The following is a 24,972-nucleotide window of genomic DNA, read 5'->3' as shown; positions in this document are numbered from 1 at the left end:
ATCTCGGTGGCCAACCACCATCTCGGCAGCCCGGTCGTCACCAACCACCATCTCGGTCGCCAACCACTGTCTCGGCCAGCCGGCAGGCGGTGCCCTACCCCGGCCCAGGGCCAGACGCTCTACACGACGTCGTCGTCGACCCAGTCGAAGGTCTTGGTGACGGCCTTCTTCCACAGCCGGAAGGTGCGCTCGCGCTCCTCCTCGTCCATCTGCGGCTCCCACCGCTTGTCCTCGGCCCAGTTGGCGATGACGTCCCGCTCGCCGTCCCAGAACCCGACCGCGATGCCGGCGGCGTAGGCCGCGCCGAGGGCCGTGGTCTCGGCGACCTTGGGGCGGATGACGGGGACGCCGAGCTGGTCGGCCTGGAACTGCATCAGCGTGTCGTTGGCGGTCATGCCGCCGTCGACCTTGAGCTCGGTGAGCTCGATGTCCTCGTTCTTGGCGTCGGCGAGCATCGCCTCGACGACCTCGCGGCTCTGAAAGGCGGTGGACTCCAACGCAGCTCGCGCGATGTGCCCCTTGTTGACGAAGCGGGTGAGGCCGACCAGTGCGCCGCGCGCGTCCTGCCGCCAGTAGGGCGCGAACAGCCCGGAGAACGCCGGCACGAAGTAGGCGCCGCCGTTGTCGTCGACGGACCTCGCCAGCTCCTCGACCTCGGCCGCGCTCGAGATCAGCCCGAGGTTGTCGCGCAGCCACTGGATCAGCGAGCCGCTGACGGCGATCGAGCCCTCCAGCGCGTAGACCGTGTCGGCGTCACCGATCTTGTAGCAGACCGTCGTCAGCAGGCCGTTCTGCGAGCGGACGATCTCGGTGCCGGTGTTCATCAGCATGAAGTTGCCGGTGCCGTAGGTGTTCTTGGCCATGCCGCGCTCGAAGCACGCCTGACCGAAGGTCGCGGCCTGCTGGTCGCCGAGGATGCCCGCGATCGGCACGCCCGAGAGGAAGCCCTGACGCCGCCCTTCGCCGTAGACCTCTGCGCTGGAACGGATCTCGGGCAGCATCGACATCGGGATGCGCATGTCGGCACAGATGCCCTCGTCCCAGGTGAGCTTCTCGAGGTCCATGAGCATGGTGCGGGAGGCGTTGGTGACGTCGGTGACGTGGATTCCGCCGTTGACGCCGCCGGTCATGTGCCACAGCACCCAGCTGTCGGTGGTGCCGAGGAGCAGGTCGCCGCGCTCGGCCTTCTCACGGGCGCCCTCGACGTTGTCGAGGATCCAGGTGACCTTGGGCCCGGCGAAGTAGGTGGCCAGCGGCAGGCCGCAGATGTCCTTGTAGCGGTTGACGCCCTCGTCGCCGGCGAGCTCGTCGCAGATCTTCTGGGTGCGGGTGTCCTGCCACACGATCGCGTTGTAGACCGGCCGGCCGGTGGTCTTGTCCCACACCACCGCCGTCTCGCGCTGGTTGGTGATGCCGACCGCGGCGATGTCGTCGCCCGTGAGGTCGTCGGACATGGCGAGCGCGTGGGCGACCGCCCGGCGCGTGTTGGCCCAGATCTCGTTGGGGTCGTGCTCGACCCACCCGGCCCGCGGGAAGATCTGCTCGTGCTCGAACTGTCCGACGGTGACGACCTGGCCGTCGTGGTCGAAGATGATCGCCCGGGTGCTGGTGGTGCCCTGGTCGATCGCCATGACGTACTTCGCGTCGCTCATGAGAACTCCTCACATCATCGTGGTGTGGTCAGCCTGCCACGTCGGCGGCTGTGGTGTCGGGTGGGTCGGTGGTCGGGTGCGTGCTGGTGGGGTGGTGGTCGCTGGTCGTCGGGGTCAGAAGACCTGAGCCACAAGCCCGGCGAGGACGCCGCCGAGCAGCGGTCCGACGACGGGCACCCACGCGTAGCCCCAGTTGCTGCTGCCCTTGCCGGGGATCGGGAGCAGGGCGTGGGCGATGCGGGGGCCGAGGTCGCGGGCGGGGTTGATGGCGTAGCCGGTCGGACCGCCGAGGCTGGCGCCGATGCCGACCACGAGCAGCGCGACGGCGAACGGCCCGAGCCCGGACGGGGTCTTCGCGAACAACAGGATCACGAAGACCAGGACGAAGGTCCCGATCAGCTCGGTCACGACGTTCCACACCCGGCTCGGCACCTCTGGGTCGGTGGAGAAGACGCCGAGCTTGAGCGCCGGGTCGGCGTCCTGGTCGAACTGCTTCTTGTAGGCGAGCCAGGCCAGCACGGCACCGAGGAAGGCGCCCAGCAGCTCGGCCGCGAGGTAGACCGCCGTGGTCGTGACGGTGACCGGGATGCCCGGGGCGTACTCCGTGGCGCCGTTGGCCCACAGGCCGAGCGTTACTGCCGGATTCAGGTGTGCGCCAGAGCGATACGCGACGTAGACGCCGGCGAAAACGCCGATCCCCCAGCCCCAGTGGATCATCACGGGACCGCCGCCCGCGCCCTTCGCGGCCGGGAGGATCGCGTTGGCCACGACGCCGGCGCCGAGCAGGACGAGCACGGCGGTGCCCAGCACCTCGGACGCGAAGAGCGTGCTGAGGGCGACGGGTGGGGCCGCCGGGGCCTGCGGCAGCAGGAGGGCAGCAGGGAGCGCAAGAGCATGGGACATGGAGGGACTCCTCATCGAGCCGAAGGCCTGGGGGCAACCGAGACCGTGGAGCGGGGACATGGGGTGTGCCGCCTGAGGGCGGCGGCGAGCGGTGCCGCCTGAGGGCGGCGGCGAGCGGTGGCGCAGCGCCGGGGTGGGCGCTGCGCCGACCAGGGGGCGAGTCAGCCGGCGTGGACCTCGCGGACCGCGTCGACGACGTCGGCGGCGTGCGCCCGGGCGGCCGCCGCAGAGGCGTCGTCGAGCTGGCGGGCGGCCTCGTCCTCGGCCTCGCAGCGCGCCTCGTAGGAGGCGATCTCCGCCTCGCGGCGGGCGTCGTCCCAGCCGAGGTACTCCGCTGCGAGAGAGGCGATCTCGGGGACGGCGTCGCGGCCGTGGCGCTTGACCTCGTAGGTGAGGCGGGTGCGCGTGACCATGATGTCTTCGAGGTGCAGCGCGCCCTCGTGGGTGCAGGCGTAGGCGATCTCGGCCCGCAGGTAGCCGGGCGCGTGCTCGAGAGGGCGGCCGAGGTCGGGGCGCTCCTGCACCATCTTGAGCAGCTGCGGGAGCATGGCGCCGTAGCGGTGGAGCATGTGGTCGACCATGAAGCGGGTGAGGCCGAACTGCTCGGCGATGGTGTCGGCGCGCCGCTGGTAGGTCTCGTAGCCGACGGCGCCGATGAGCGGCGTCTTGGTCGTCAGCGACGGCAGCTCCTTGGCGCGCTCGGCGCCGATCGCGAAGTCGACGGCGTCCTCGGCCATCACGCGGTAGGTCGTCAGCTTGCCGCCGGCGATGGTGACCAGGCCGGGCGCGGCCTCGGTGACGGTGTGCTCGCGGGAGACCTTCGTGGACTGCGCGGGCTCGTCGCCCTTGGTGCCGGGCTGCAGCAGCGGGCGCAGGCCGGCGAACGTGCCGAGGATGTCGTCGCGGGTGAGCGGCTCGTCGAGGATCGCGTTGGCGTGCTCGAGCACGTAGTCGATGTCGGCGCTGGTGGCGACGGGGTGGGTGAGGTCCTGCTCGTAGGGCGTGTCGGTGGTGCCGATGATCCAGTAGCGGCTCCACGGGATGATGAAGAGCACGGACTTCTCGGTCTGCAGGATGACGCCCGTGCCACCCTTGATGCGCTCGCGCGGCACGACGATGTGGATCCCCTTGGAGGCCAGCACCTTCAGCCCGCCCTCGGCGTCGGCGAGGTCCTGAGTCTGCTCGGTCCACACCCCGGCGGCGGCGATCACCACGCCCGCCCTGATGGTGCGCTGCTCGCCCGTCTCGAGGTCGGTGACGACGGCGCCGTTGACCCGGCCGTCGGCGTCCTTGGTCAGCTCGTCGACGCGCGTGCGGTTGGCGGCATAGCCACCGAGCTGCACGGTCGTGCGGATGAGCGCGAGCACCAGTCGGGCGTCGTCGACCGTTGCGTCCCAGTACTTCACGGCGCCGACCATGCTGTCGGCCTTGGCCGACGGGAACTCCTCGAGCACGCCCTGGGCGGTGTAGTGCTTGTGGAAGGGCATCGAGGCGCCCCGGCGGGAGCCGAGCCGGGCGAGGGTGTCGTAGAGCCCGACGCCCGCTGTCACGTAGGGACGCTCGACGTACTTGGTGTGCAACGGGTAGAGGAAGGACACGGGGCGCACGAGGTGCGGGGCGAGCGTGTCGAGCAGGTGCTCGCGCTCGTGCAGGGCCTCGAAGACCAGCTTGAAGTCGAACTGCTGCAGGTAGCGCAGGCCGCCGTGGACGAGCTTGGAGGAGCGGCTGGAGGTGCCGCTCGCCCAGTCCTGGGCCTCGACGACGCCGACCCGCAGGCCGCGCGTGACGGCGTCGAGCCCGATGCCCGCGCCGGTGACACCGCCGCCGATCACCAGGACGTCGAGCCGCTCCTCGGCCATCGCGTCCAGCGCCTCGCGCCGGCTCTGCGCATTCATCGACTGGGTCATCATCATCGTCGTCGCTCCTCGTCGTCATCGGCTCCGGTGCGGCGCCCGGGGCGCCGACCTCTTCCTCCATCAGACCACTTCTGCACGTACGATCAAAGCGGTTGCACTAACGTGCACACGTCAGGAGGGCCGATGCACGATCGACAGACGATCCACCGGGTCGCGACGATGTACTACGTCCAGGACCAGACCATGGACGCCATCGCCGCTCAGCTGCGCCTGTCACGGTCTACGGTGTCGCGGATGTTGAAGACGGCGCGCGAGCTGGGGCTCGTGACGATCTCCGTCGCCAGCGACCCGGGGTCGGAAAGCCCTCTGGCCCAAGCGATCTCGTCGACCTTCGGCGTGCAGACGCATGTCGTGCCCTGCCGGTCGTCCGCAACCAGTGTCCAGCGCCTCGACCAGGTGGCCCGCGTCGCGGCCCAGCTGATCAGCACGCTCGTGCACGACGACGAGGTCGTCGGCCTCGCCTGGGGCACCACGCTGTCCGCGGTCATCCCCTACCTGCCGGCCAAGCCCACCCGCGGGACGACGATCGTCCAGCTCAACGGCGCCGCCAACCAGGTCAGCTCGGGCGTGACCTACGCGGGCGAGCTGCTCACCCGCACCGCAGCGGCGTTCGACGCGGACGTCACCTACTTCCCGACGCCCGCCTTCTTCGACTACGCGGACACCAAGGCGGCCCTGTGGCGCGAGACCTCGCTGAAGCGCGTTCTTGATCTCCAACGCCGTTGCGACCTCGCGGTTTTCGGCGTCGGCGCCCTCCAGGGTGAGGTGAGCAGCCAGGTCTACGTCGGGGGCTACCTGGACGACGCCGACCTCGCGACGCTCAAGGCGACCGGCGTGGTCGGCGACGTGTGCACCGTCTTCGTCCGCGAGGACGGGACGTGGGCCGACATCGAGCTCAACCACCGATCGTCCGGCCCGACGCCCGCCGACCTCGCAACCATCCCCCGCCGGGTCTGCATCGCGTCGGGGCGCTCGAAGGTGCCGGCGCTCGTGGGCGCCCTGCGCGCCGGCGCCATCACCGACGTCGTCATCGACGAGCCGAGCGCCGCCCTGCTCGTCGACCGCCTGCGTGGGCCCGCCGGCCGCGGCGAGCGGCTCAAGAGGCGCGCTCGGGCGTGAACGCCGCGCGGAAGCGATCCAGCGCCGCGTCCGAGTCCCCGGACGCGTAGGCCTCCATCGCCACGACCCCCTCGTAGCCGGCGTCGACCAGGGCGCGCGCGACGGCCGGGTAGTGCACCTCGCCGGTGCCCGGCTCGCACCGGCCGGGCACGTCGGCGACCTGGATCTCGCCGACCCACGGCAACGACTGCCTGGTCAGCTCGACGAGGTTCCCCTCCCCGATCTGGGCGTGGTAGAGGTCGAGGTTCATCCGCAGCGCCGGGCTGTCGACCGCCTGCACGAGCGCGCGGGTGTCGGCGGCCTTCGCGAACGGGGTGCCCGGGTGGTCTACGGCGGTGTTGAGGTTCTCCAGGCAGAAGACCACGCCCTCGGCCTCCCCGAGGTCCGCGACCCGGCGCAGGGTGGCGCGCGCCGCGTCCCACTCGGCCTCGGTCGGCTCGCGCCTCATCGGCCGCACCGGCAAGCCACCCTCGCCGAGCCCTGTGCCGTGCAGGTTCAGGTTGGGGGCGCCGAGCCTGGCTGCCGCGCGGATGGAATCCGTTGCGGTGCGGACCAGCTCGTCCGCACCCGCGGGGTCGATCAGCTCTCCGGTCACGTAGCCCGACATCGACGTGATGCGCGCACCGGTGGCGGCCAGCTCGTCGAGGTCCTTGGCGGTCCAGTCCCAGATCTCGACGGCGAATCCGCGATCCATGATGCGCCGGACCCGGTCGATGAACGGCAGGTCCTGGTAGACCATCTCGGCACAGACGGCGAGCGTGTACACGGGTGACTCCCTCGACGACGGTCAGGTCTTGCCCGCGCCCTCCCCGGGGCGCCGGCCGGACTCCCCCAGGATGGCAGAGCCGACGCGTGCGGCTACGGCTGCGGCTGCTTGGCCGACACGATCTGGATGAGGTTGCCGCAGGTGTCGTCGAACACCGCGACCCAGTGGTCACCGATGTCCATCGGCTGCTGGGTGAAGGTCACCCCGCGGTCGGTGAGCCGCTGGACCTCCTGTTGCACGTCGTCGACCGTGAGCTGCGCCAGCGGGATGCCGTCGGCGACCAGGGCGTCCCGGTAGGGACCGACGGCCGGGTGCCCCGCGGGCTCGAGCAGCAGCTCCGCCCCGTCCGGCTCCTGCGGGGACACGACGGTGATCCACGACGCCCCGCCGCCAAGCGGGATGTTGTGCTTCTCGGTGAATCCCAGCACGTCCGTGTAGAACTCGAGCGCGTGCTGGAGGTCGTCGACGAAGACGGAGGTCAGTCGGATGCGCATCAGTGGGTGCCCTCTCTGGGTGTCGGCCACCGGCGAGTGATCTCGGCCAGCGGCTCGGGATGGAAGTAGTGCAGCTTGGTGCGACCGCGGCGTTGCGTCGTGACCAGACCGGCGCCCTCGAGGATCGCGAGGTGCTGCGAGATCGCCTGACGGGTCGACGCGATGCCGTGGCGCATCGTCAGCAGGGTGCAGATGTCGAACAGCGTCCGCCCGTCCTCGGCCGCGAGCTCGTCGAGGATCAACCGTCGGGTCTCGTCGTCCAAGGCTCGGAACACGTCTGCCACGACCTGACGATAGGCAAGCGGCTGCTTGCCCGTCAAGCGCGCATCTCCCCTGCTCGGCCAGCCTGGTGATGACCGGGATCCTCTAGCCTCAGCAGATGCGACTTCCCGAGTGGCTGGTGTGGTGGGCGCTCCCGCCCGCTCAGCGCTACCTGCGACGGCGCTCGCCGATGCCGGCCGACCCCCGCTGGGCGCGCGGCGAGCTCCCGCGCCGCAGCGCGCTCTACGCGGTCGGTGACGCTCCACCGACGGACGAGGAGCTGGCCGTGCTCGAGGCGGAGGCGGCTCGCCTCGACGCCGAGGCGGGCGTCGACGCGGAGCACGACCTGGAACGGGCCCGCGAGCGCGAGGAGGCGCGCTACGAGCAAGCTCACCGCGAGGCGATGCCGCTGGCGCGCACGCTCGCTCAGCAGGTCGTGGCGACCGGCTCGGCCCACCACCACGCGGACGGGGTAGACCTCGACGCTCGCCTCGTGCGCTTCCGCTGGGGCAGCTCGGTGCTCGAGATCGAGGCGACGCGGCCCGAGGGAGAGAGCAGCAGCCGCGGGATCGTGCCTCGCCGGGACGCGCCGGAGCTGGTGGAGGTCGTGGCGCACCACGTCGCAGCCCAGCTCGCGGCAGGGTAGCCGCAGGCCTGCCCGGCAGCTCCCGAGCGAATCGCTACCGCAACGGCGCTCGTTCTCCTAGGGTGGGCAGGCTGAGCGTTCGACGAGGTACGCGACGGAGAGGGCGAACACATGCCGCGCAAGATCATCCTGGACTGCGATCCGGGTCACGACGATGCCGTAGCCATGATCCTGGCCCACGGCAACCCCGAGATCGAGCTGGTGGCGATCACGACGGTCGCGGGCAACCAGACCCTCGAGAAGGTGACGACGAACGCGTTGTCCGTCGCGACCGTCATCGGGCTCACCGGGATCCCGATCGCGAAGGGGTGTGACCGGCCGCTGGTGCGGCAGCAGGAGGTCGCGGAGTCCGTGCACGGCGAGTCCGGCATGGAGGGCCCGCGGCAGCGGCCGGCGACGACCGAGCTCGACCCGCGCCACGCCGTCGACGTCATCATCGAGACGGTCATGGCGCACGAACCGGGCGAGATCACGATCGTGCCCACGGGAGCGCTCACCAACATCGCCTTGGCGGCGCGCAAGGAGCCCGCGATCGTAGACCGTGTGCGCGAGGTCGTGCTCATGGGCGGCGGCTTCCACGAAGGGAACTGGAGCCCGGTCGCCGAGTTCAACATCAAGATCGACCCGGAGGCCGCGCACATCGTCTTCAGCGAGCCGTGGCCGGTCACCATGGTCGGGCTCGACCTCACCCACCAGGCGCTGGCGACCCCGGAGGTCGTCGAGCAGGTGAAGGCCGTGGGCACGACACCGGGTGAGTTCGTGCTCGACCTGTTCGAGTTCTTCACCGAGGCCTACCGCGACAACCAGGGGTTCGACTACCCGCCCGTGCACGACCCGTGCGCCGTCGCCTACGTCGCCGACCCGACCGTGATGACCGTCCGCAAGGCGCCGGTCGACATCGAGCTCACCGGCACGCTGACGCTCGGCATGACCGTCACCGATCTGCGCGGCCCGGCACCCGACGACTGCCACACCCAGGTCGCCGTGGAGCTCGACCGCGACAAGTTCTGGGGCCTCGTCGTCGACGCCCTGCGCCGGATCGGCGAGGTCGAGTCATGAGCAGCACCAACGGGACTCACGCCGCGCACCCCCGCACCAGCGTCGCCGCCCTCCTCACGGCCCTGCTCGCCGCGTGCGTCGCCTTCCAGCTCAACGCCAGCATGCTCAGCCCGGCGCTGAGCTCGATCTCCCGAGAGCTCAACGCCACTGACGCCGAGGTCGGTCTGACCCAGACCGCATTCTTCACTGCCGCAGCACTTTTCAGCCTGTTCCTGCCCCGCCTCGGGGACCTGGTCGGACGCAAGCGGGTGCTCACGGGCATGCTCGCCGTCATGACGGTCGGCTGCGTCATCGCGGCGCTCGCTCCCAACATCAGCGTGCTGTTCGTCGGGCGCATCGTCCAGGGCGTGTCGGGTCCGGTCGTGCCGCTCGCGCTGATCATGCTGCGCCACGAGGTCCGCGACCCCAAGCTCTACGGCACCCTCATGGGCATCGTCACCGCCGTCAACGGCGGCATCGCCGGCGTCGACGCCTTGGCCGGCGGCTACCTCGCCCAGCACCACGGCTTCCACTCGGTCTTCTGGGCCATGGGTGTCGTCGCCCTGATCGCCACCGGGCTGGTGCTCACGCTCGCGCCCGAGTCCGACGCGGGCGGCGCGGGCGACCAGCGCATGGACTGGGTCGGCGTCGCGTTCCTCGTCGTGTCGGTCGGCGCGATGCTCATCGCGCTCAACGAGGCCGGCAAGCTCGCCGCAGCCAGCTGGCTGCTCGTCGCGGTGCTCGTGGTGGTCTCCATCGCGGCGTTCGTGGGCTTCTGGCGCACCGAGGACCGCGTCACCCACCCGCTCGTCGAGACGCGGCACCTGCGCCAGCGCTCGACCTGGGCCCTGCTCGCCACGACCGTGCTCACCATGACCGGTGTGTTCGCGGTCATGAACGGGCTGGTCCCCGCCCTCGCCCAGGACGCGAAGGCCGGCCTCGGCATGACCGCCGAGACCTCGGCGTGGTGGACGCTCACGCCCTACGCCATCGCGGGGCTGCTCATGGGGCCGTTCGCCGGACGCCTCGCCAGCACCGCGGGCTACAAGACGATCCTGCGCATCGGCATGATCGGCACCTTGATCGGTGTCGCCGCCCTCGGCCTCACGGCCGGCAGCACGAGCAGCTGGCTCCTGCTGCTGCTGTCGATCCTCGTCGGCCTGACCTACGCCGGCACGGTCAACATCATGCTCAACGGTCTCGGCGTCGTGCTGTCGCCGCGCGAGAACCCAGGCTTCCTCCCGGGCCTCAACGCGGGTGCGTTCAACCTCGGCGCGGGCCTGAGCTTCGCTGTGCTGTATGCCGTCTCGACCGCACTGGCCCCGTCCGACCCCAGCTCCGCGGGAGGCTACACGGCCGGCATCCTCATGGGCGCGGCCGTCCTGCTGGGCGCCCTGGCGATGTCCTTCCTCATCCCCAAGCCGGTGGACGCCGAGACGACCGGCGCCGCCTCCGCCACCCCCGCCGACGACGAGCCCACGAGGTGACCACGACCATGACGCCGCAGCCCAGCGACGACGCGTCGGACGCACGAGGCATGGTCCTCGTCGTCGGCTCGTTGAACGCCGACCTCACCGTGCGCACCGAGCGTCTCCCCGGCCCCGGCGAGACCGTCCACGGCGAGGACCTCGTCACCACCCCCGGCGGCAAGAGCGCGAACCAGGCCGTCGCGGCAGCGCTGCTCGGCGCCGACGTAGCCCTCCTCGGTCGGGTCGGCGACGACGACCACGGCCGCATGCTGCGCGGCTCGCTCGAGCACGCCGGGGCCGACACCTCGCACGTCGAGGCGCTCGAGGGCGTCGCCACGGGCGTGGCAGTCATCGCCGTCGATGCCGCGGGTGAGAACAACATCATCTTGTCCCCCGGCGCCAACGGCCGGCTCAAGGCCGCGGACGTCGAGGCGGCCCAGGACTTCTTCGCACTCGCCGACGGGCGACCCGGTTCGGTGCTCACCCTCTGCCTCGAGGTGGACCTCGGTGCGGTGATCGCCGCCGCCTCCGCCGCCCACAAGCAGGGTGTGCGAGTGATCCTGAACATCTCGCCGTACCAACCGATCCCGTCGGAGCTGCTGGAGCTGACCGACGTGCTGCTCGTCAACGCGCACGAGCTCGCCGACCTGCTCGGTGAGGACGCGGTGGCCGCGGACGGCACCGACGCGACGGACTGGGCCCAGGTCGCCGGGAAGGTCGCGGACCAGCTCGCGCACGCCCCGGGCTACGTGGTCGTGACGCTCGGCAAGGACGGCGCACTGGTGCTCGACCCCGGCTCCCGCAGCGCCTCCGACCGCATCCCCGCACCGACGATCCAAGCCGTCGACACGGTCGGCAGCGGCGACGCCTTCCTCGGCGCGCTCGCCACGCGACTCGCCGCCGGCGACGACGTCCCGACCGCCGCGGCCTACGCCGTCAACGTGGGAGCGATGGCGGCGACCCGGCACGGCGCGCAGGCGTCCTACCCCACCACGGCCGAGCTGGAGGACTGGCTGCGCTCGCGCTGAGCCGCACCGCCCCGATCAGTCGGCGAGCAGCTCGCGGACGAGCGGGGCGACCTTCGTGCCGTAGAGCTCGATCGCGTGCATGAGGTCGTCGTGCGGGAGCGTGCCGTGGCTGTACTTCAGGTCGAAGCGATCGAGGCCGAGCGCACCGACCGTCCGGGCGATCTTGCGCGCGACGGTCTCGGGCGAGCCGACGTGCAGGGCACCGTGCTCGATGTCGTCGAGGTACTCCTCGTGGGTCAGCGGCGGCCAGCCCCGATCTCGTCCGATCCGGTCGCGGGAGCGCTTGAAGTGCGGGTAGAGCACCTCGCGCGCCTCCTCGTCGGTGTCCGCGACGAAACCGGGTGCATGGACACCGATCGGCAGGGCCGGCTGCTGCAGCTCCGAGAGCGCCCGGCGATAGAGGTCGGCGTAGGGCGCGAACCGCACCGGGTCGCCGCCGATGATCGCGAGCATGAGTGCGCAGCGATAGCGGGCAGCGCGGATCACCGACTCCGGCGACCCACCGACGCCGATCCACACCGGGAAGGGCTTCTGGTCGGACTTCGGGAAGACCTCGGCGTCCTCCAGCCGCGCCCGGTGCGAGCCGGACCAGGACACCCGCCCCTCGGGTCGCAGGGCCGCGAACAGGTCGAGCTTCTCGCTGAACAGTCGCTCGTAGTCGGCAAGGTCGTAGCCGAACAGCGGGAAGGACTCGGTGAACGAGCCACGGCCCAGGGTCACCTCGGCGCGACCGCCGGAGATCCCGTCGAGGGTGGCGAACCGTTCGTAGACGCGGACCGGGTCGTCCGAGCTGAGCACCGTGACGGCGCTACCGAGCACGATCCGTTCGGTGCGCGCTGCGATCGCCGCCAGGACGACGTCCGGCGCGGACACCGCGTAGTCGTCGCGGTGGTGCTCGCCCACCCCGAAGGCGTCCACCCCGACCTGGTCGGCCAGCACGCCCTGCTCGACGACGTTGCGCAGCACCTCGCCGTAGGACGCCAGCTCGCCGTCCGTGCCCAGGGTGACGTCGCCGAACGTGTCCAGCCCCAGCTGAAGACCCTCATGTGCCATGGCGTGCCTCCGATCCTGCTCGGCCCGGTGATGCTTCTTTGTGTCGAGGTCTACGATCCCGCGACGACCAGGAGACCGCCGAGCATGGCGGCGTTCTTGAGGAACTGGATGCGCTGGGCGGCGCGCTGCGCCGGGTCCTCCACCGTCCAGTAGGCGTGCCCGGCGTACGTGGTCGTGATCAGCGACCCCGCGACGGCCAGCGCGGACAGCCGCGGCAACACACCGACGGCGAGGGCCGCGCCGGCGCCGGTCTGCACCGCACCGTTGACGCGGACCAGCAGCTCGTCGTCGTCCGGGAGCGGCACGACCTCACGAATCTTCGCCAGCGTCGGTGCCGCCACGGCCGTCCGGCCACCCGGATCCTTCGCCGCGCCGTAGCCCATCAGCACGATCGATCCACCCAGCAACAGCTTGCCCGCACGGCTCAACATCGTCATGAGGACAACCCTAGACGGATCCGGCATCGCCCACGACGCGATGCTCTTGTAGACCGCCTCACCCCAGGCCCAGCCGCTCCAGGGTCTTCGCGTAGCGGCGACGAGCATGCTCCGACGAGGCCGCGACCTCCCTCCCGTGCCCACGCCGCTCCGCCACCTCACGGATGGCACGCAGTGCCGCCTCGTGCTTGCTGATGCCGTCCGCCTCAGCCAGAGCGGCCAGCAGCCGCTCGTCGTCATCACTCAGCCTCAACGTCATGGCCATGGCGAAGTGGTCTCACCGTGACCCGACCTTTGGACAGGTCAGTCACCGACATAGTCAGGACAATCAGAAACCCCGCCTCACCGAGGGCTTCTGCCCTGGTCAGACGGGGTTTCCTTGGTGGAGCTGAGGGGATTCGAACCCCTGGCCTTCTCATTGCGAACGAGACGCGCTACCAACTGCGCCACAGCCCCTTGCGACAGTGAACTCTAGCAGCCGACGCCGGGTGGCCCCAACTCAGCCGAGCCGACGGAGCATCACGGGCTCGTCGAGGTCGTCGAAGAAGTCGTCCTCGATCTCGACCGGCACCGGCACGACGCCAGCCGGGGGCGCAGCCTGCGCCACCGGCTCGGCCACGACGGGCCGCTGCGGGGCGCTCGGCTTGAGCAGGTAGGTGGGCGTCGGCACGGGCGCGGGGCGCCACTGGCCGGGCTCGAGGGGCTCGGCGGGCTGCTGCGCGACGGCTGGGGTCGGCGCGGGCTCGTCGTAGGAGCGCACGTCGAAGACGGTAGATCCCGCCGGCTCGGCCACGCGGTCTACGGCCGGCTCGGGCGCGCGCTCGCTCACCGGCGCGAGGACGGAAGCGGACTCGGCGGGGCTCTCGACAACCGCAACGGTCTCGGCGACCGGAGCAGCCTCGACATCCGGGGAAGAAGCAACCGGCGCCGACTCGGTCACGCGAGGAGCGGACCGCTCCCGCAGCCGGATCCGCGGCTGGCGCGACGCGAGGGTGCGCAGGACGGCCAGGTCGGCGACGAGGGCGATGCCGACGATCGCGGGGACGACCCAGCCGACCAGGTGGAAGGCCGCAGCGACGACGGACGCGACCAGAGCCGCGACGAGGACGACCAGCGAGTAGGCGCGCAGCCGGCGCGGCGAGAACGCCCGCCCGAGAGCCGAGCTCGTGGCGCGCGTGGGAGCGGAGGTCAGTGGCGAGGAAGGAGTGGGGACCGACACCCGGGGCCGCGTGCGCAGCGGGGAGGCGACGTAGGAGCGCGGGTGGCTCGGCGAGCCGGTGGGGACGGGCTGGCGACGCTCGAGGACGCGCATGGCGTCGGTGAGGACGTCGACCGTCCGCGCGGTCTCGAGGTTCTCGCGACGGCGCATCCAGCTCTGCAGGACATAGGCAGCCCACACCGCGATGAGGACTACGAAGACCAGGCTGCTCGGCTGAACGCTCACGGTGCCACGTTATGCGGCAGGTCGGGACGGATCGGGCACCAGGTCCGGTGTGTCGCTAATTCGACACCCGAGAGCCCCCCGATCGGTCGACCAGGCGGCCGCCGTCGAGGTCTTCGGTGGTGAGGGCGAACGTCCGGTGGTCGCGCCAGGCATGGTTGATGTGAAGGTAGCGCACCCGCAGCCCCTCGTCGCGGAAGCCCAGCTTGCGCACCACGGCAAGGGAGTTCGCGTTCTCCGGGCGGATGTTCACCTCGATGCGGTGCAGCCTGCGCTCGTCGAAGGCGTAGTCCATGGCGAGCGCCAGCGCCAGCGGCACGACCCCGCGGCCGGCGTGCTCCTTCGCCACCCAGTAACCCGCCGCGCCGCTCAGCAGCACCCCCTGAGCAATCTGGGAGATGGTGAGGGCACCGGCGATTCGTCCGTCGATCTCGATGATCCAGGGCAGCGAGCGACCCGCTCGGGCCTCGACCTGCTGGGAGCGCACGTAGGTCCGGAAGGGCACGGGCGTCGACGTCTTGTCGACCGCGGTCGGCTCCCACTCCTGCAGCCAGTCCCAGTTGCGCGTGCGGCAGTCCAGCCAGTCTCGCTGGTCACCGACTCTCAGCTCTCGCAACAGGATCCGGCCGCCGTCGGCGAGCTGACCACGCAGCCGCACCGGCCACGCGTGCGTCCCGAAGAGCAGCCCGCCGAGCCCGCTCACCGGTGATCGCCTCCGCGCACCTGGTCCACGGCGTGCGGCACCAGCTCGGCCAGGACGGCTAGACCGTCCTTCACCCCACCGGTCGACCCCGGCAGGTTCACGACCAGCGTCGGACCGCACAGCCCGGCCACACCGCGCGAGAGTGCCGCTGTGGCAACGCCCTTCGCGATGCCGGCGGCGCGGATCGCCTCGGCGATGCCAGGCACCTCGCGGTCGATCACGCGCCGGGTGATCTCGGGGGTGACGTCCGTGGGCGCCAGCCCGGTCCCGCCGGTCGTGACGACGAGGGCAGGCCCCGCCGAGAGTGCTTGGCGCAGAGCCACGTCCACGGGTTCGCCGTCGGGCACGACGACCGGGTCGGCCACGACGAAGCCCCACTCGCGCAGCGTCGCCACGATGATCGGCCCGGACCGGTCCTCGTAGACCCCGGCCGCGGCCCGGGTCGAGCAGGTCACCACGACGGCTCGGCCGGGCCGGTGCGCCAGGCCGCTCACAGGGCCCAGTCCCCTGACCGCCCACCGGACTTCGCGACGACGCGAACGTCGGTGATGACGGAGTGCTTGTCGACCGCCTTGATCATGTCGACCAGCGCCAGGGCCGCGACGCTGACCGCCGTCAGGGCTTCCATCTCGATCCCGGTGCGGTCGGCCGTGCGCACCGTCGCGCGGATCGACACCGCGTCGTCGAGGACGTCCAGGTCCAGCTCCACCCCGTGCACCGCGATCGGGTGGGCGAGCGGGATGAGCTCGGGGGTGCGCTTCACCGCCTGGATGCCGGCGATGCGGGCCACCGCGAGCGCGTCGCCCTTGGGCACCGTGCCGTCACGCAGCGCGGCGATCGCGCTGGGCGCCAGCAGGACTCGCCCCGAGGCGGTCGCCGACCGGGCGGTGACCTCCTTGGCGGTGATGTCCACCATGTGCGCGCTCCCGTCGGCACGGACGTGGGTGAGCCGCGGCTGCTGCGGGTCGTCGGTCACGTGATCTCTCCTCGGGGGACGAGCAGCCGCACGCCGACGGTGTCGCCGACACCGACGCGGGTCACCTCGACCGGCACGACGGCGAGCCCGTTGGCCTGGACCAGGCTCGACAGCTGGTAGGAACCCTGTCCCCCGGCCGGCCGCACGTCGTAGCGCTCGGGGTCGGTCTCGCTGCGGGACAGCACGACTCGGGTGAACTGCACCTTGCCCTCGGGCGCCCGCCAGCCCTCGGTCACGGTCGCCTCGACCACGTCGGCCACCGACGGCAGCCGCCCGGCGAGGACCCGCAGGCACGGCGCGACGAACACTTCGTAGGACACCAGGGCGCTGACCGGGTTGCCCGGCAGGGTGAAGACGGGCACCTCGCGCCCGTCCGCCGCGGTCATCACCCCGAACCCCTGCGGCTTGCCCGGCTGCATCGCCACCGGCCCGAACTCCATTGCGCCGCCACGGGACAGGACGGCCTTGACGGTGTCGTAGGCCCCTGCGGAGACCCCGCCGGTGGTGATCACCGCGTCGGACACGGCGAGCGCCGCCTCGAGCTCCGCGGTGAACGACGACTCATCGTCCACCACGCCGTGCACCCGGCTCGAGACGAATCCGTCCTCGGCGCAAGCGGCTTCGAGCATCGGTCCGTTGCTGTCGACGATCTGGCCGTAGCCCAGCGGTGAGCCCGGCTCGACGAGCTCATCACCCGTCGACAGCACGACGACGCGCGGCCGCGGATGCACACTGACGGTCGTCGCCTCCACCGAGGCCAGCAGTGCGACGACCCGCGCGTCGACGAGCGTCCCTGCGGCACAGACCAGGTCACCCACCTCGACGTCCGAGCCCAGCTCGCGCAGGTGCTGCCCGGCCGGTGCCGCCTCGTAGATCTCGACCTGCGCCGTCCCCCGGTCGGTCTGCTCGACGGCGACGACCGCGTCCACGCCCTGAGGCATGGGCGCACCGGTCATGATGCGCACCGTCGTCCCCTCCTCCACGTAGACCTCCCCACGAGCCCCAGCAGCGACGTCCCCCGCGACCGGCAGGGTCACCGGGCGCTCGGGTGACGCGGCGGCCACCTCGCCGTGGCGCACGGCGTAGCCATCCATGGCCGAGTTGGTGAAGGGTGGGAGGCGCACGCCGCTGTGGACGTCCGCGGCGAGCACGAGGCCGTGGGCCTCGAGCAGCGGGACGTCGACGGCGGGCAGCGGCGCGCAAGCGGCGAGCAGCAGGGCAGCGTGTTCGTCGACGGGGCGCATGGCGGACAGCCTAGCCACGGTTCGACCCACCGCACCCCCACGGGCTACACCTGTCGGGCGTTCTCCGGCCTGGCGGGCCCGTCGGGGCCGGGCCGGGTGACGGCCTCGGCGGCCCGGTCCCGGCCCTCGTTCTTGGCCGTGACCATGGCCGCGTCGGCAGCCTCCATCAGCTCGGGCGCGCTGTGCGCGTGCACCGGCCAGGTGGCCACGCCGACGCTCACCCGCACCTCGACCTCGTGCTCGCCGACCGTCAGCGGCTGCTCGCGGAAGGCCCGCACCAGCCGCTCGGCCGTGAGCATCCCGTCGTGGGCGGACAGCTCGGGGCAGATGACGGCGAACTCCTCGCCGCCGTACCGCGCCACGGTGTCCACCGACCGCACCGCCTTGGCGAGCCGCGCCGCGACCGCCGTCAGCACCCCGTCGCCGACCGTGGGGCCGAGCCGGTCGTTGAGCCCTCGGAAGCCATCGATGTCGACGACCAGCAGCGAGACGAACCGGTCGAACCGCTGCGCCCGCTCGACCTCTCGCCCGAGGGTGCTGGTGAGCAGGCGCATGTTGCCGACGCCGGTGAGCGGGTCGATGACGGACTGGCGCTGCGCCGCCCGGTGCAGCATGGCGTTGTCGATGGCGACACCGGACGGGCCGGCGATCATGGCCAGCCGCTCGCTCTCGTCGGTGTCGAACGGCGGCAGCGACGCCGGCCGCTCGACCGCGATGACGCCGAGCACCCGGTCGCCGCTCAGCAGCGGCGCCGCGAGCATCCGGCCGCCGAGGATCGAGGCGGGGTCCTGCGACGCGTCCCCGCTGACCTGCCAACGGGACTCGCGCAGCGCCTCCCCGGGCAGGTTGCCGGCGGGAGGCAGTCGGCGGGCGGACGGTCTACGGGTGCCGACGGGGTGCACGACGCGGGCGAGGAGGCTGGAGCCCTCGCGCATCCACACCGTCGCGACCTCGCCACCGGTGGCGCTCTCCGCGAGCGCGCAGAGGGAGCCGAGCAGGCCATCCAGGTCGTGGGTGCGCGCGAGCGCGTCTCCGACCCGCCGCACCGAGTCGCGCAGCGCGTCGCGGCTCGACTCGACGGCGAAGATCTTCTGCTCCAGCTCGCTCGACATGGTGTTGAAGTCCCGCGCCAGGTCACCGATCTCGTCGGTGCGTTCCTCCGGCAGCCGCACGGCCAGGTCACCGGCGGTGGCGCGCCGCGCCGCCTGACTGATCTCGACGATGGGCGCGGTGAGGGCACGCGCGAGCCACGCCACCATGACACCGCCGAGGAAGACGGTGCCGAGCAGCGCGGCGATCGTCCACCACCGGCTCGCGTCTCCGGCCGGCGCCGTCGCGGACGCCGACACGGCACACGGCTGCCCCGCCTGCGCGGGGGCGACCTGCTCGACGTCACCGAGACCGACGTCGGTGGACTCCAGCACCTCACCACCCGGGCAACGCAGCGCGATGCGAGAGTCCTTGAGCTGCGCCTGGTTCACCAGCGCCTGCACCCGGGCCGGTGTAATCGGCAGCACGACGAGCACGGTGAGGTCGCCGGAGGAGGTCGAGAGCGTGACGCGCTCGACGAGCTTGGGTGGGGCGGCGACCTTCTCGGCCGGGTCGGGCGTGCTGGAGCACGGCTTGGCGGGCGGGCTGGTCGACAGCGGCTTCGGGGCGTAGCGCGTCCCCTGCGTCCCCACGCCCGGGATCGTCGCGACCGCATAGAGCCCGTCGGGGTCGGTCGCGCCGGCCAGCTGGTCGGCCGTCACCTGGGACCACGACCGCCCGTTGGCGAGGGCCAGGGCCATCAGCTGGGCCCGGTCGCCGAGCAGCAGGCACTCGTAGCGCAGCGACGAGCCGACGGTGCGCGCGGCAGACTCCAGCCCGCGCTTCTGGGAGACGTCGAGGCGCGCCGGCAGCATGACCGCGAGGACCAGTGCCGACCCCACGAGGAGCGGGAGCACGACCAGCGCAAGCATCGCGGTCAGGCGTCTCCTGATCGTCATGTGGCGCGGCCTCCCGAGCGTGGCTGGAGCATGGGTGGTGCGTGGCTGGTGCGTTGCACAATGACGGTATGCCCTCACCGCACCCACGGGACGATAGCCAGCCCGTCGCGTCCTCGCCAGATGAGGTGACCTCGGTCAAGCGTGCCCTGCGGCGCGCGGTGCGGGCCCGCCGACGCGCCCGCGCAGAGCACCGTCCCGACGCGGACAGCCACGAGGACAGCCACGAGGACAGCCACCAGGACAGCCTCGCCGAGCACGGGCTCGCCCTCGTCCGCTCCCTCGTAGACCCCCCCGCTCGCGTCTCGTCCTACGAGTCGTGGCCGGTCGAGCCGCCGACCGCGGCGCTCAACGCCGCCCTGGTGGAGGCGGGCTACACGGTGCTGGTGCCGATCACCCGACCCGACCTGGACCTGGACTGGGCCGAGCTGGGGGCGCCGGAGGCGCCGCTCGGGCGGGAGGCTTTCGCGACGGTCGACGTCGCCCTCGTGCCGGCGTCGGGGGTCGACCCCGAGGGGCACCGGCTCGGGCAGGGCGGCGGCTGCTACGACCGGAGCTTGCCGCGCCGGCGGGCGGGCGTGCCGGTCTACGCGATCGTGTTCGAGGACGAGGTGGTCACCGAGCCGCTGCCGCACGACGAGCTGGACCAGCGGGTCGACGGTGTCCTCACCCCCGAGGGGGCCCGGCGCATCAGGACGCCGGACTAGTCACCGGAACCGTCCGGCTGCAGCACGAGCGTGTCGACGGTGGCCGCCTGGACCGCGTTCGGGGTCGACGGCCAGGCGAAGCTGCGGCCCGTGGCCCACGCGTCGGTCTGGTCGTCGTAGTGCCGCGACAGCGGGTGCCCCGAGACGCCGGTGAGGTTGACCCACGTCGAGGAGTCGAGCGCGCCGAGGTCCACGACCATCCGCATCGACGGGACGTGCGTCGTCGCGTAGCCCTGCGTCTGGTCGAACCCCATCGCGTTGACGGTGACGCCGTTGCCCGGCACTGGCACCGGCCCACGGTCGAAGAGGTCGCGCACGAGCCCCGGCAGCCCGGCGCTCAGCGGGTGCTGCAGCGACGCGGCGTGCAGCGTGCCCCAGTCCCAGCGGGTGACGGCCTTGCCCGCGGACGCCGTGAGGTCGAGCCGGGCCGCCACCATCGCGCGCGCGAGGATGTCGTCGCGGCGCTCCACCGACGGGGTGGTCCGGTCGTCCCACCAGGGCGAGTCCGGGTGCTGCAGGATCCCCGCGAGGATGCTCGCGTAGCGCCCGCCACCTGTCACCTTCGCCCCGTCGGGGAGGCTGTCGTCGAGCGCGAGCCTCAGGATGTGCGCCACCACCACGTTGTAGAACGCAGCCGCGCTCGCCGCCTTGCTGCGCCCCTCGGTCGCCTGGCCGTCGTAGCCCTCGAGCAGCGCCTGCCCCTCGCGGGTGAAGTCGTCGTTGCCCAGGTCGATCCGGCGCAGCATCGGCACCAGGGTCGACGCGAGCGGGTCGAGGTCGTCCAGCTGGATCTCGCGCATCCGGTCGGGGCTGACCTTGTCCTGGGCGAGCAGCAGCGACCGGATCCGGCTGCTGCGCCACCCCGGCGTCCAGTCGGTCGTGAGGAACGGCGTCGACGAAGCGGTGACCTGCTGGTTCGCGGTGACGATCAGCCCCTCGGGCGGGTCGTAGGTCCACGGCAGCTGCTCGTAGGGCACGTACCCCTGCCAGTCGTAGGCCGAGTCCCACCCCGGCGCGGGGAGCCAGCCCGGCGGGGTGCCGGGGGTGGCGCTGGCCCGGATCGGGACGTCCCCTGGCGCCTGGTAGCCGATGTGCCCGTCCACGTCCGCGTAGAGCACGTTCTGCGAGGGCGCGGAGAAGTTCTTGAGCGCGGCCCGGAAGTCCGCGAAGCTGCCGGCAGTGTTCAGCGCGAAGAGGCCGTCGGCGGTCCGCATCGGCCGCAGCGCCGTCCACGCCAGCGACACCTCCGGCACGGGGTCGCCCGGGTTCTGCCGGCGTCCCCCCACCGGGGCCTGCTGGCCGGCCCGGGACACCTCCCCCAGCACGTCGGAGATGATCGGCCCGTGCTTGGTCTCGCGGATGACCAGCGTCTGCTCCTGGCCGCCCGCCACGGCGATCCGCTCGGTGCGCAGGCTGAGCGCGTGCTGGGTGCCGTCCTGCAGATAGGTGGAGTCGGTCGCCCGCTCGAGGTAGAGGTCGGCGACGTCGGGGTCGAGGTTGGTGAACGCCCACGCCACCCGGGCGTTGTGGCCGATCACGACGCCGGGCACACCGGCGAAGGTGAAGCCCGACACGTCGAACGGACAGCTGGACGACACCCGCGTGCAGTGCAGCCCCACCTGGTGCCACACCCCCGGCTGGCTCGACGCCAGGTGCGGGTCGTTCGCGAGCAGCGGCTTGCCGGTCGTCGAGCGCGCCGGCCCGACCACAGGAGTTGGAGCCCACCCCGTCGCCCCGCCCGATCAGCTCGGGCACCGCCGCGAGCGCTCTCGAGGCGCTGACCAGGGCCGTTCGGGTCGCCTGGACGGCCGCCTTGGTCTGCTGCGTCTGTTGGGCCGGCTGGGTCAGCTGGGCCGGTTGCGCCTGCTGGGACGTCGCCGCCGTCTTGGCCGCCGCCGCGCCGGGCTTCCAGTCCTGCGCGGACAGGATGGGTGGTTGGGAGTCCGTGGCACCCACCGGATACAGCGAGGCGATCTGCGCGATGGTGAGGCCGGAGCCGAACATCAGGGCACGTTCTACCTCGGCGTCGTTGTTGCCCTTGAGGTCCCACGCCATCGCCTTGAGCCAGACCAGGGAGTCCACCGGGCTCCACTCCTCGATCCGGTAGCCCGGGTGCGAGACGCCCAGCAGCAGGTACTCCGCCGCGATGGAGGACGGCTGACCCCGCTCGCGGACGTAGGCGTTGACCCCGTCCGCATAGGACTGCAGGTAGCGCCGGGTGCTGGCCGACAGCAGCGGCAGCTCGGCCTCGGCGACCCGACGCCAGCCGAGCGTGCGGATCAGCTTGTCGGTCTGCAGCCCGCTGCTGCCCACCAGCTCGCTCAGCCGGCCGGAGGCGACGTGGCGGCGCAGGTCCATCTCGAAGAACCGGTCCCCGGCGGTGACGTATCCCTGCGCGTAGAACAGGTCCTCGGCGTCCTCCGCGTAGAGCTGGGGCACGCCCTGGGCGTCTCGGCGCACCGTCACCGGCTCGTCGATCCCGCGCACGCGCACCTGCCCGGAGTGACTCGGCTCCAGGCGCGAGAGCGCCGCGTAGCCCACGCTGCCGAGGATGACCGCGACGACCGCCAGCAGGGCGATCACGCTCACGGCGATCCGGCCGATCAGCTTGGACGTCGTCACAAGATCGCAGGGTAGTCGCCCGTGATCGACGGACCGTGCAGCGCCCCGCGCACCCGATAGGCAATCATGTGGGCATGGGCGGCGGCGGGGCCTTCGGGATCGACGATCTGAGCATCGCGCTGCTGCTCGGAGGTCTGGTCCTGCTGCTCTCCGTCGTCGCGGTCCGGGTGTCGGTGCGCTCCGGTCTGCCCTCGCTGCTGCTCTACCTGGCGATCGGGCTGGCGCTCGGCGTGGGCGGTCTCGGTATCCCCTTCGACAACGACCTGCTGACCCAGGTCCTCGGCTACACGGCGCTGGTGCTGATCCTGGCCGAAGGTGGCCTCACCACCTCCTGGCCGGCGATCAAGCCGTCGGTGCGACCCGCGGCGCTGCTCTCGACCGTCGGCGTGGTCGTCTCGATCGCTGTCACCGGCACGGCCACCCACCTGCTGCTGGACCTCGGGTGGGAGCAGTCCTTCCTCGTCGGCGCCATCTTGTCCTCCACCGACGCGGCCGCGGTGTTCTCGGTGCTGCGCACCGTGCCCCTCCCGCGGCGCATCACCGGCATGCTCGAGGCCGAATCCGGCTTCAACGACGCCCCCGTGGTGATGATGGTGCTCGCGCTGTCGCACGCCGTCGCGAGCAGCGGCCCCACCAACTGGTGGGAGGTCGCCGCGCTCGCCGGCGTCGAGCTGGTGGTGGGAGCCGCGGTCGGTGCGGCGCTCGGCTGGCTCGGCGGGCGGCTGCTCGCCTACTTCGCCGACACCTCCTCGGCGTTGTTCTCGATCGCCGTCATGGCGGTCTGCGTGATCGCCTACGCAGCGGCGACCCTGCTGCACACGAGCGGCTTCATCGCGGTCTACCTCGCCGGGCTGGTGCTCGGCAACATGGCGCTGCCGCACCGCCAAGCCATCAAGGGCTTCTCCGCAGCCGTCGGCTGGCTCGCCCAGATCGGCCTGTTCGTGCTGCTCGGGCTGCTGGCCACGCCGAGCGAGCTGCTGCGCTGGGTCGGGCCGGCCTTCTTCGTCGGCCTGGTCCTGCTGCTCGTCGCCCGGCCGCTGTCGATCCTGGTGTCCCTGACCCCCTTCCGGGTCGCGTGGCGTGACCGATCTTCCTCAGCTGGGCGGGGCTGCGCGGCGCCGTGCCCGTCGTGCTCGCCACCGTCCCGGTCACCTCGGGTGCGCCCCAGCTGGGCTGGCTGTTCGACCTGGTGTTCGTGCTCGTCGTCATCTTCACCCTGGTCCAGGGCCCGACCCTGCCCTGGGTGGCCCGTCGCCTCGGCCTGCTCGATGCCGACGCCACCCGCGACCTCACCGTCGAGCTCACCCCGCTGGACCGGCTCGACGCGGACATCCTCACCATCCAGGTCGGCCCGGACTCGCGGATCGCCGGTGTCGAGGTCTTCGAGCTGCGGCTGCCGCGCGGCGCCTCGGTGACGCTGATCGTGCGCGGCGACCGGAGCTTCGTGCCCGAGCGCGGCACCGTCCTGCGGCACGGCGACCAGCTGCTCGTCGTGACGCCGAGCAAGCGTCGCGCCCAGACCGAGGACCGGCTGCGAGCCGTGTCCGAGGCCGGTCGGATGGCCGGCTGGACCAGCCCACCCGACCAACGCGCCGACCAGCGTCCCGCCCGGGTCGTGCCGACAGGCCGCCGGCCTGGTGCCGGTGCCGGCGCGGGCTCCGGCGGAGGCGCCGGCGCCGGTGCCTTCACGCCGATGTCCCGCACCGAGCAGGCCCGCGCCAGCCGACCGATCCCGCCGGGAGACTCCCGGGACCGAGGTGTTGGTCGTGACGGTGGTGCTGGTCGTGACGGTGGTGCTGGTCGTGACGGTGGTGCTGGTCGTGACGGTGGTGCTGGTGATGCTCGGGGCCGCGATGATGCTCGTGATCGTGGCGACCGGCAGCCGCCGTTAAACTGACGCCGCGCATCCCGTCCAGCGCCCCGACCGAGCCAGCGCGAGGTAACCGTGCCCACCTATGCCTACAAGTGCACCAACTGCGACCACACCTTCGACATCGTGCAGTCGTTCGCCGATGACGCCCTGACCGTGTGCCCGCAGTGCGACGGGAAGCTGCGCAAGGTCTTCAACAGCGTCGGCGTGGTCTTCAAGGGCCCCGGCTTCTACCGCACCGACTCCCGCGACGGCGCCAAGAAGAACGGCGCTGGCTCTGGTTCCGGCTCCAACTCGGGCTCCGGCTCCGAGAAGGGCGCGGACAAGGCGTCCGGCGGTGGCTCCGCCTCGAGCTCTGGTGGCAAGGACTCGACCGCCGCCTCGTCCTCGACCAGCTCGTCCTCGACGTCCACCGGTTCTGCAGCCAAGGCCAGCTCCACCTCGTCCTCGAGCTCCAAGCCCGCCTCGTAGCCGACCTGGCCCCCGGCCCGCGCGTCCGCCCTTGCACCCACCTCAGCCCTCGTGCCCCTCGTCAAGGGCTCGCTCGGGCGGCTGACCGTACCGCCCGTCCTGGCACGGCAGGCCCCCGAGGGCGCGACCCAGACGTCGTCCTCAGTAGAACCCGTGTGTCGATCACGGTTC

General features: G+C 71.8%; 25 protein-coding genes, 1 tRNA gene and 1 pseudogene. 9 read left to right on the top strand and 18 right to left on the bottom strand.

Annotation, left to right across the window (positions count from 1 at the left end):
- Window positions 1–119 precede the first annotated feature (119 nt).
- The 3 genes from glpK to MM440_RS09550 all read right to left on the bottom strand — a co-directional run bounded on the left by glpK (window position 120) and on the right by MM440_RS09550 (window position 4,465).
- On the bottom strand, window positions 120–1,652 hold the full coding sequence (gene glpK, locus MM440_RS09560; protein WP_241444076.1) for a glycerol kinase GlpK: 1,533 nt from the start codon (window positions 1,650–1,652) through the stop codon (window positions 120–122).
- Window positions 1,653–1,766: 114 nt separating this feature from the next.
- Window positions 1,767–2,555 carry an MIP/aquaporin family protein gene (locus MM440_RS09555; RefSeq protein ID WP_241444075.1) on the bottom strand — a complete coding sequence of 263 codons (789 nt, stop codon included), beginning with the start codon at window positions 2,553–2,555 and terminating at the stop codon, window positions 1,767–1,769.
- 161 nt (window positions 2,556–2,716) lie between these two features.
- Window positions 2,717–4,465, bottom strand: a complete 1,749-nt coding sequence (locus tag MM440_RS09550; RefSeq protein ID WP_241444229.1) for a glycerol-3-phosphate dehydrogenase/oxidase — start codon at window positions 4,463–4,465, stop codon at window positions 2,717–2,719.
- A gap of 129 nt (window positions 4,466–4,594) precedes the next feature.
- Between MM440_RS09550 and MM440_RS09545 the strand changes: the two genes are divergently transcribed.
- Complete coding sequence (locus MM440_RS09545) at window positions 4,595–5,590, top strand: sugar-binding transcriptional regulator (protein ID WP_241444074.1); 996 nt, start codon at window positions 4,595–4,597, stop codon at window positions 5,588–5,590.
- Here the strand turns inward: MM440_RS09545 and MM440_RS09540 are convergent.
- The 3 genes from MM440_RS09540 to MM440_RS09530 all read right to left on the bottom strand — a co-directional run bounded on the left by MM440_RS09540 (window position 5,568) and on the right by MM440_RS09530 (window position 7,134).
- The gene (locus tag MM440_RS09540; RefSeq protein WP_241444228.1) at window positions 5,568–6,329 is read right to left on the bottom strand and encodes a TIM barrel protein; all 762 of its coding nucleotides are present in this window, start codon (window positions 6,327–6,329) and stop codon (window positions 5,568–5,570) included. The genes MM440_RS09545 and MM440_RS09540 overlap by 23 nt on opposite strands.
- A 119-nt stretch (window positions 6,330–6,448) precedes the next feature.
- Window positions 6,449–6,850 (bottom strand): VOC family protein, encoded by a 402-nt coding sequence (locus tag MM440_RS09535; protein WP_241444073.1) that lies wholly within the window; start codon window positions 6,848–6,850, stop codon window positions 6,449–6,451.
- Window positions 6,850–7,134, bottom strand: a complete 285-nt coding sequence (locus MM440_RS09530) for an ArsR/SmtB family transcription factor (protein WP_241444072.1) — start codon at window positions 7,132–7,134, stop codon at window positions 6,850–6,852. The genes MM440_RS09535 and MM440_RS09530 overlap by 1 nt, the downstream gene beginning before the upstream one ends.
- 95 nt (window positions 7,135–7,229) lie before the next feature.
- Between MM440_RS09530 and MM440_RS09525 the strand changes: the two genes are divergently transcribed.
- From MM440_RS09525 to MM440_RS09510, 4 genes are all read left to right on the top strand, one after another.
- Window positions 7,230–7,757, top strand: coding sequence for a hypothetical protein (locus MM440_RS09525; RefSeq protein WP_241444071.1), 528 nt, complete (start codon window positions 7,230–7,232; stop codon window positions 7,755–7,757).
- Between the two features lie 111 nt (window positions 7,758–7,868).
- Complete coding sequence (gene uriH / locus MM440_RS09520; RefSeq protein ID WP_241444070.1) at window positions 7,869–8,816, top strand: uridine-preferring nucleoside hydrolase UriH; 948 nt, start codon at window positions 7,869–7,871, stop codon at window positions 8,814–8,816.
- On the top strand, window positions 8,813–10,282 hold the full coding sequence (gene uriT / locus MM440_RS09515) for a uridine transporter UriT (RefSeq protein ID WP_241444069.1): 1,470 nt from the start codon (window positions 8,813–8,815) through the stop codon (window positions 10,280–10,282). The genes uriH and uriT overlap by 4 nt, the downstream gene beginning before the upstream one ends.
- Window positions 10,279–11,292 (top strand): ribokinase, encoded by a 1,014-nt coding sequence (locus MM440_RS09510; RefSeq protein ID WP_338155635.1) that lies wholly within the window; start codon window positions 10,279–10,281, stop codon window positions 11,290–11,292. The genes uriT and MM440_RS09510 overlap by 4 nt, the downstream gene beginning before the upstream one ends.
- Before the next feature lie 15 nt (window positions 11,293–11,307).
- On the opposite strand, the gene MM440_RS09505 is transcribed toward MM440_RS09510, so the two are convergent.
- The 10 genes from MM440_RS09505 to MM440_RS09460 form a co-directional block, all read right to left on the bottom strand.
- Entirely contained in the window at window positions 11,308–12,345 is a 1,038-nt protein-coding gene (locus MM440_RS09505) for an LLM class flavin-dependent oxidoreductase (RefSeq protein ID WP_241444068.1), read from the bottom strand.
- Window positions 12,346–12,395: 50 nt separating this feature from the next.
- A complete protein-coding gene (locus tag MM440_RS09500) occupies window positions 12,396–12,782 on the bottom strand; it encodes a DoxX family membrane protein (protein ID WP_241444067.1) in 387 nt (128 codons plus the stop codon).
- A 58-nt stretch (window positions 12,783–12,840) separates the two neighbouring features.
- Window positions 12,841–13,041, bottom strand: coding sequence for a CopG family transcriptional regulator (locus MM440_RS09495; RefSeq protein WP_241444066.1), 201 nt, complete (start codon window positions 13,039–13,041; stop codon window positions 12,841–12,843).
- A gap of 121 nt (window positions 13,042–13,162) precedes the next feature.
- Window positions 13,163–13,238: transfer RNA gene (locus MM440_RS09490), tRNA-Ala, on the bottom strand.
- A 43-nt stretch (window positions 13,239–13,281) separates the two neighbouring features.
- Window positions 13,282–14,226 (bottom strand): hypothetical protein, encoded by a 945-nt coding sequence (locus MM440_RS09485; protein ID WP_241444065.1) that lies wholly within the window; start codon window positions 14,224–14,226, stop codon window positions 13,282–13,284.
- 55 nt (window positions 14,227–14,281) lie between these two features.
- Window positions 14,282–14,926 carry a GNAT family N-acetyltransferase gene (locus MM440_RS09480; protein WP_241444064.1) on the bottom strand — a complete coding sequence of 215 codons (645 nt, stop codon included), beginning with the start codon at window positions 14,924–14,926 and terminating at the stop codon, window positions 14,282–14,284.
- Window positions 14,923–15,420 (bottom strand): MogA/MoaB family molybdenum cofactor biosynthesis protein, encoded by a 498-nt coding sequence (locus MM440_RS09475; RefSeq protein WP_338155634.1) that lies wholly within the window; start codon window positions 15,418–15,420, stop codon window positions 14,923–14,925. The genes MM440_RS09480 and MM440_RS09475 overlap by 4 nt, the downstream gene beginning before the upstream one ends.
- Complete coding sequence (moaC, locus tag MM440_RS09470) at window positions 15,417–15,902, bottom strand: cyclic pyranopterin monophosphate synthase MoaC (protein WP_338155633.1); 486 nt, start codon at window positions 15,900–15,902, stop codon at window positions 15,417–15,419. Before moaC ends, MM440_RS09475 begins: the two co-directional genes overlap by 4 nt.
- A complete protein-coding gene (locus MM440_RS09465; protein ID WP_241444063.1) occupies window positions 15,899–17,146 on the bottom strand; it encodes a molybdopterin molybdotransferase MoeA in 1,248 nt (415 codons plus the stop codon). Before MM440_RS09465 ends, moaC begins: the two co-directional genes overlap by 4 nt.
- A 44-nt stretch (window positions 17,147–17,190) precedes the next feature.
- On the bottom strand, window positions 17,191–19,134 hold the full coding sequence (locus MM440_RS09460) for a sensor domain-containing diguanylate cyclase (protein WP_241444062.1): 1,944 nt from the start codon (window positions 19,132–19,134) through the stop codon (window positions 17,191–17,193).
- A 125-nt stretch (window positions 19,135–19,259) separates the two neighbouring features.
- Between MM440_RS09460 and MM440_RS09455 the strand changes: the two genes are divergently transcribed.
- Entirely contained in the window at window positions 19,260–19,838 is a 579-nt protein-coding gene (locus MM440_RS09455; protein WP_241444061.1) for a 5-formyltetrahydrofolate cyclo-ligase, read from the top strand.
- Here MM440_RS09455 and MM440_RS09450 read toward each other — a convergent pair.
- Window positions 19,835–21,547, bottom strand: coding sequence for a penicillin acylase family protein (locus MM440_RS09450; RefSeq protein WP_338155632.1), 1,713 nt, complete (start codon window positions 21,545–21,547; stop codon window positions 19,835–19,837). The genes MM440_RS09455 and MM440_RS09450 overlap by 4 nt on opposite strands.
- Window positions 21,548–21,608: 61 nt before the next feature.
- Window positions 21,609–22,277 (bottom strand): annotated as a pseudogene (locus tag MM440_RS16985) (penicillin acylase family protein); the annotation flags it as partial.
- 257 nt (window positions 22,278–22,534) lie between these two features.
- On the opposite strand from MM440_RS16985, the gene MM440_RS09445 reads away from it, so the two are divergent.
- The 3 genes from MM440_RS09445 to MM440_RS09435 are packed head-to-tail and all read left to right on the top strand — an operon-like array spanning window position 22,535 to window position 24,801.
- Window positions 22,535–23,875 carry a potassium/proton antiporter gene (locus tag MM440_RS09445; protein ID WP_241444060.1) on the top strand — a complete coding sequence of 447 codons (1,341 nt, stop codon included), beginning with the start codon at window positions 22,535–22,537 and terminating at the stop codon, window positions 23,873–23,875.
- Window positions 23,770–24,357: a TrkA C-terminal domain-containing protein gene (locus tag MM440_RS09440; protein ID WP_241444224.1), complete on the top strand. Its 588-nt coding sequence runs from the start codon at window positions 23,770–23,772 to the stop codon at window positions 24,355–24,357. Before MM440_RS09445 ends, MM440_RS09440 begins: the two co-directional genes overlap by 106 nt.
- A gap of 48 nt (window positions 24,358–24,405) precedes the next feature.
- Window positions 24,406–24,801, top strand: a complete 396-nt coding sequence (locus MM440_RS09435; RefSeq protein ID WP_241444059.1) for an FmdB family zinc ribbon protein — start codon at window positions 24,406–24,408, stop codon at window positions 24,799–24,801.
- Window positions 24,802–24,972 lie beyond the last annotated feature (171 nt).

It is taken from the genome of Arsenicicoccus piscis (genome assembly GCF_022568835.1).
Classification (GTDB): Bacteria; Actinomycetota; Actinomycetes; order Actinomycetales; family Dermatophilaceae; genus Arsenicicoccus; species Arsenicicoccus piscis.
The sequence above is the reverse complement of the archived record's forward strand: the minus strand, read 5'-3'. Positions and strand labels throughout refer to the sequence as shown.

What these genes read in the sequence shown, in the direction of transcription:
- glpK (WP_241444076.1), bottom strand. Translation starts at nt 1,652, where the DNA reads ATGAGCGACGCGAAGTACGTCATGGCGATCGACCAGGGCACCACCAGC.
- MM440_RS09555 (WP_241444075.1), bottom strand. Translation starts at nt 2,555, where the DNA reads ATGTCCCATGCTCTTGCGCTCCCTGCTGCCCTCCTGCTGCCGCAGGCC.
- MM440_RS09550 (WP_241444229.1), bottom strand. Translation starts at nt 4,465, where the DNA reads ATGATGACCCAGTCGATGAATGCGCAGAGCCGGCGCGAGGCGCTGGAC.
- MM440_RS09545 (WP_241444074.1), top strand. Translation starts at nt 4,595, where the DNA reads ATGCACGATCGACAGACGATCCACCGGGTCGCGACGATGTACTACGTC.
- MM440_RS09540 (WP_241444228.1), bottom strand. Translation starts at nt 6,329, where the DNA reads ATGGTCTACCAGGACCTGCCGTTCATCGACCGGGTCCGGCGCATCATG.
- MM440_RS09535 (WP_241444073.1), bottom strand. Translation starts at nt 6,850, where the DNA reads ATGCGCATCCGACTGACCTCCGTCTTCGTCGACGACCTCCAGCACGCG.
- MM440_RS09525 (WP_241444071.1), top strand. Translation starts at nt 7,230, where the DNA reads ATGCGACTTCCCGAGTGGCTGGTGTGGTGGGCGCTCCCGCCCGCTCAG.
- uriH (WP_241444070.1), top strand. Translation starts at nt 7,869, where the DNA reads ATGCCGCGCAAGATCATCCTGGACTGCGATCCGGGTCACGACGATGCC.
- uriT (WP_241444069.1), top strand. Translation starts at nt 8,813, where the DNA reads ATGAGCAGCACCAACGGGACTCACGCCGCGCACCCCCGCACCAGCGTC.
- MM440_RS09505 (WP_241444068.1), bottom strand. Translation starts at nt 12,345, where the DNA reads ATGGCACATGAGGGTCTTCAGCTGGGGCTGGACACGTTCGGCGACGTC.
- MM440_RS09500 (WP_241444067.1), bottom strand. Translation starts at nt 12,782, where the DNA reads ATGACGATGTTGAGCCGTGCGGGCAAGCTGTTGCTGGGTGGATCGATC.
- MM440_RS09495 (WP_241444066.1), bottom strand. Translation starts at nt 13,041, where the DNA reads ATGACGTTGAGGCTGAGTGATGACGACGAGCGGCTGCTGGCCGCTCTG.
- MM440_RS09465 (WP_241444063.1), bottom strand. Translation starts at nt 17,146, where the DNA reads ATGCGCCCCGTCGACGAACACGCTGCCCTGCTGCTCGCCGCTTGCGCG.
- MM440_RS09460 (WP_241444062.1), bottom strand. Translation starts at nt 19,134, where the DNA reads ATGACGATCAGGAGACGCCTGACCGCGATGCTTGCGCTGGTCGTGCTC.
- MM440_RS09445 (WP_241444060.1), top strand. Translation starts at nt 22,535, where the DNA reads ATGGGCGGCGGCGGGGCCTTCGGGATCGACGATCTGAGCATCGCGCTG.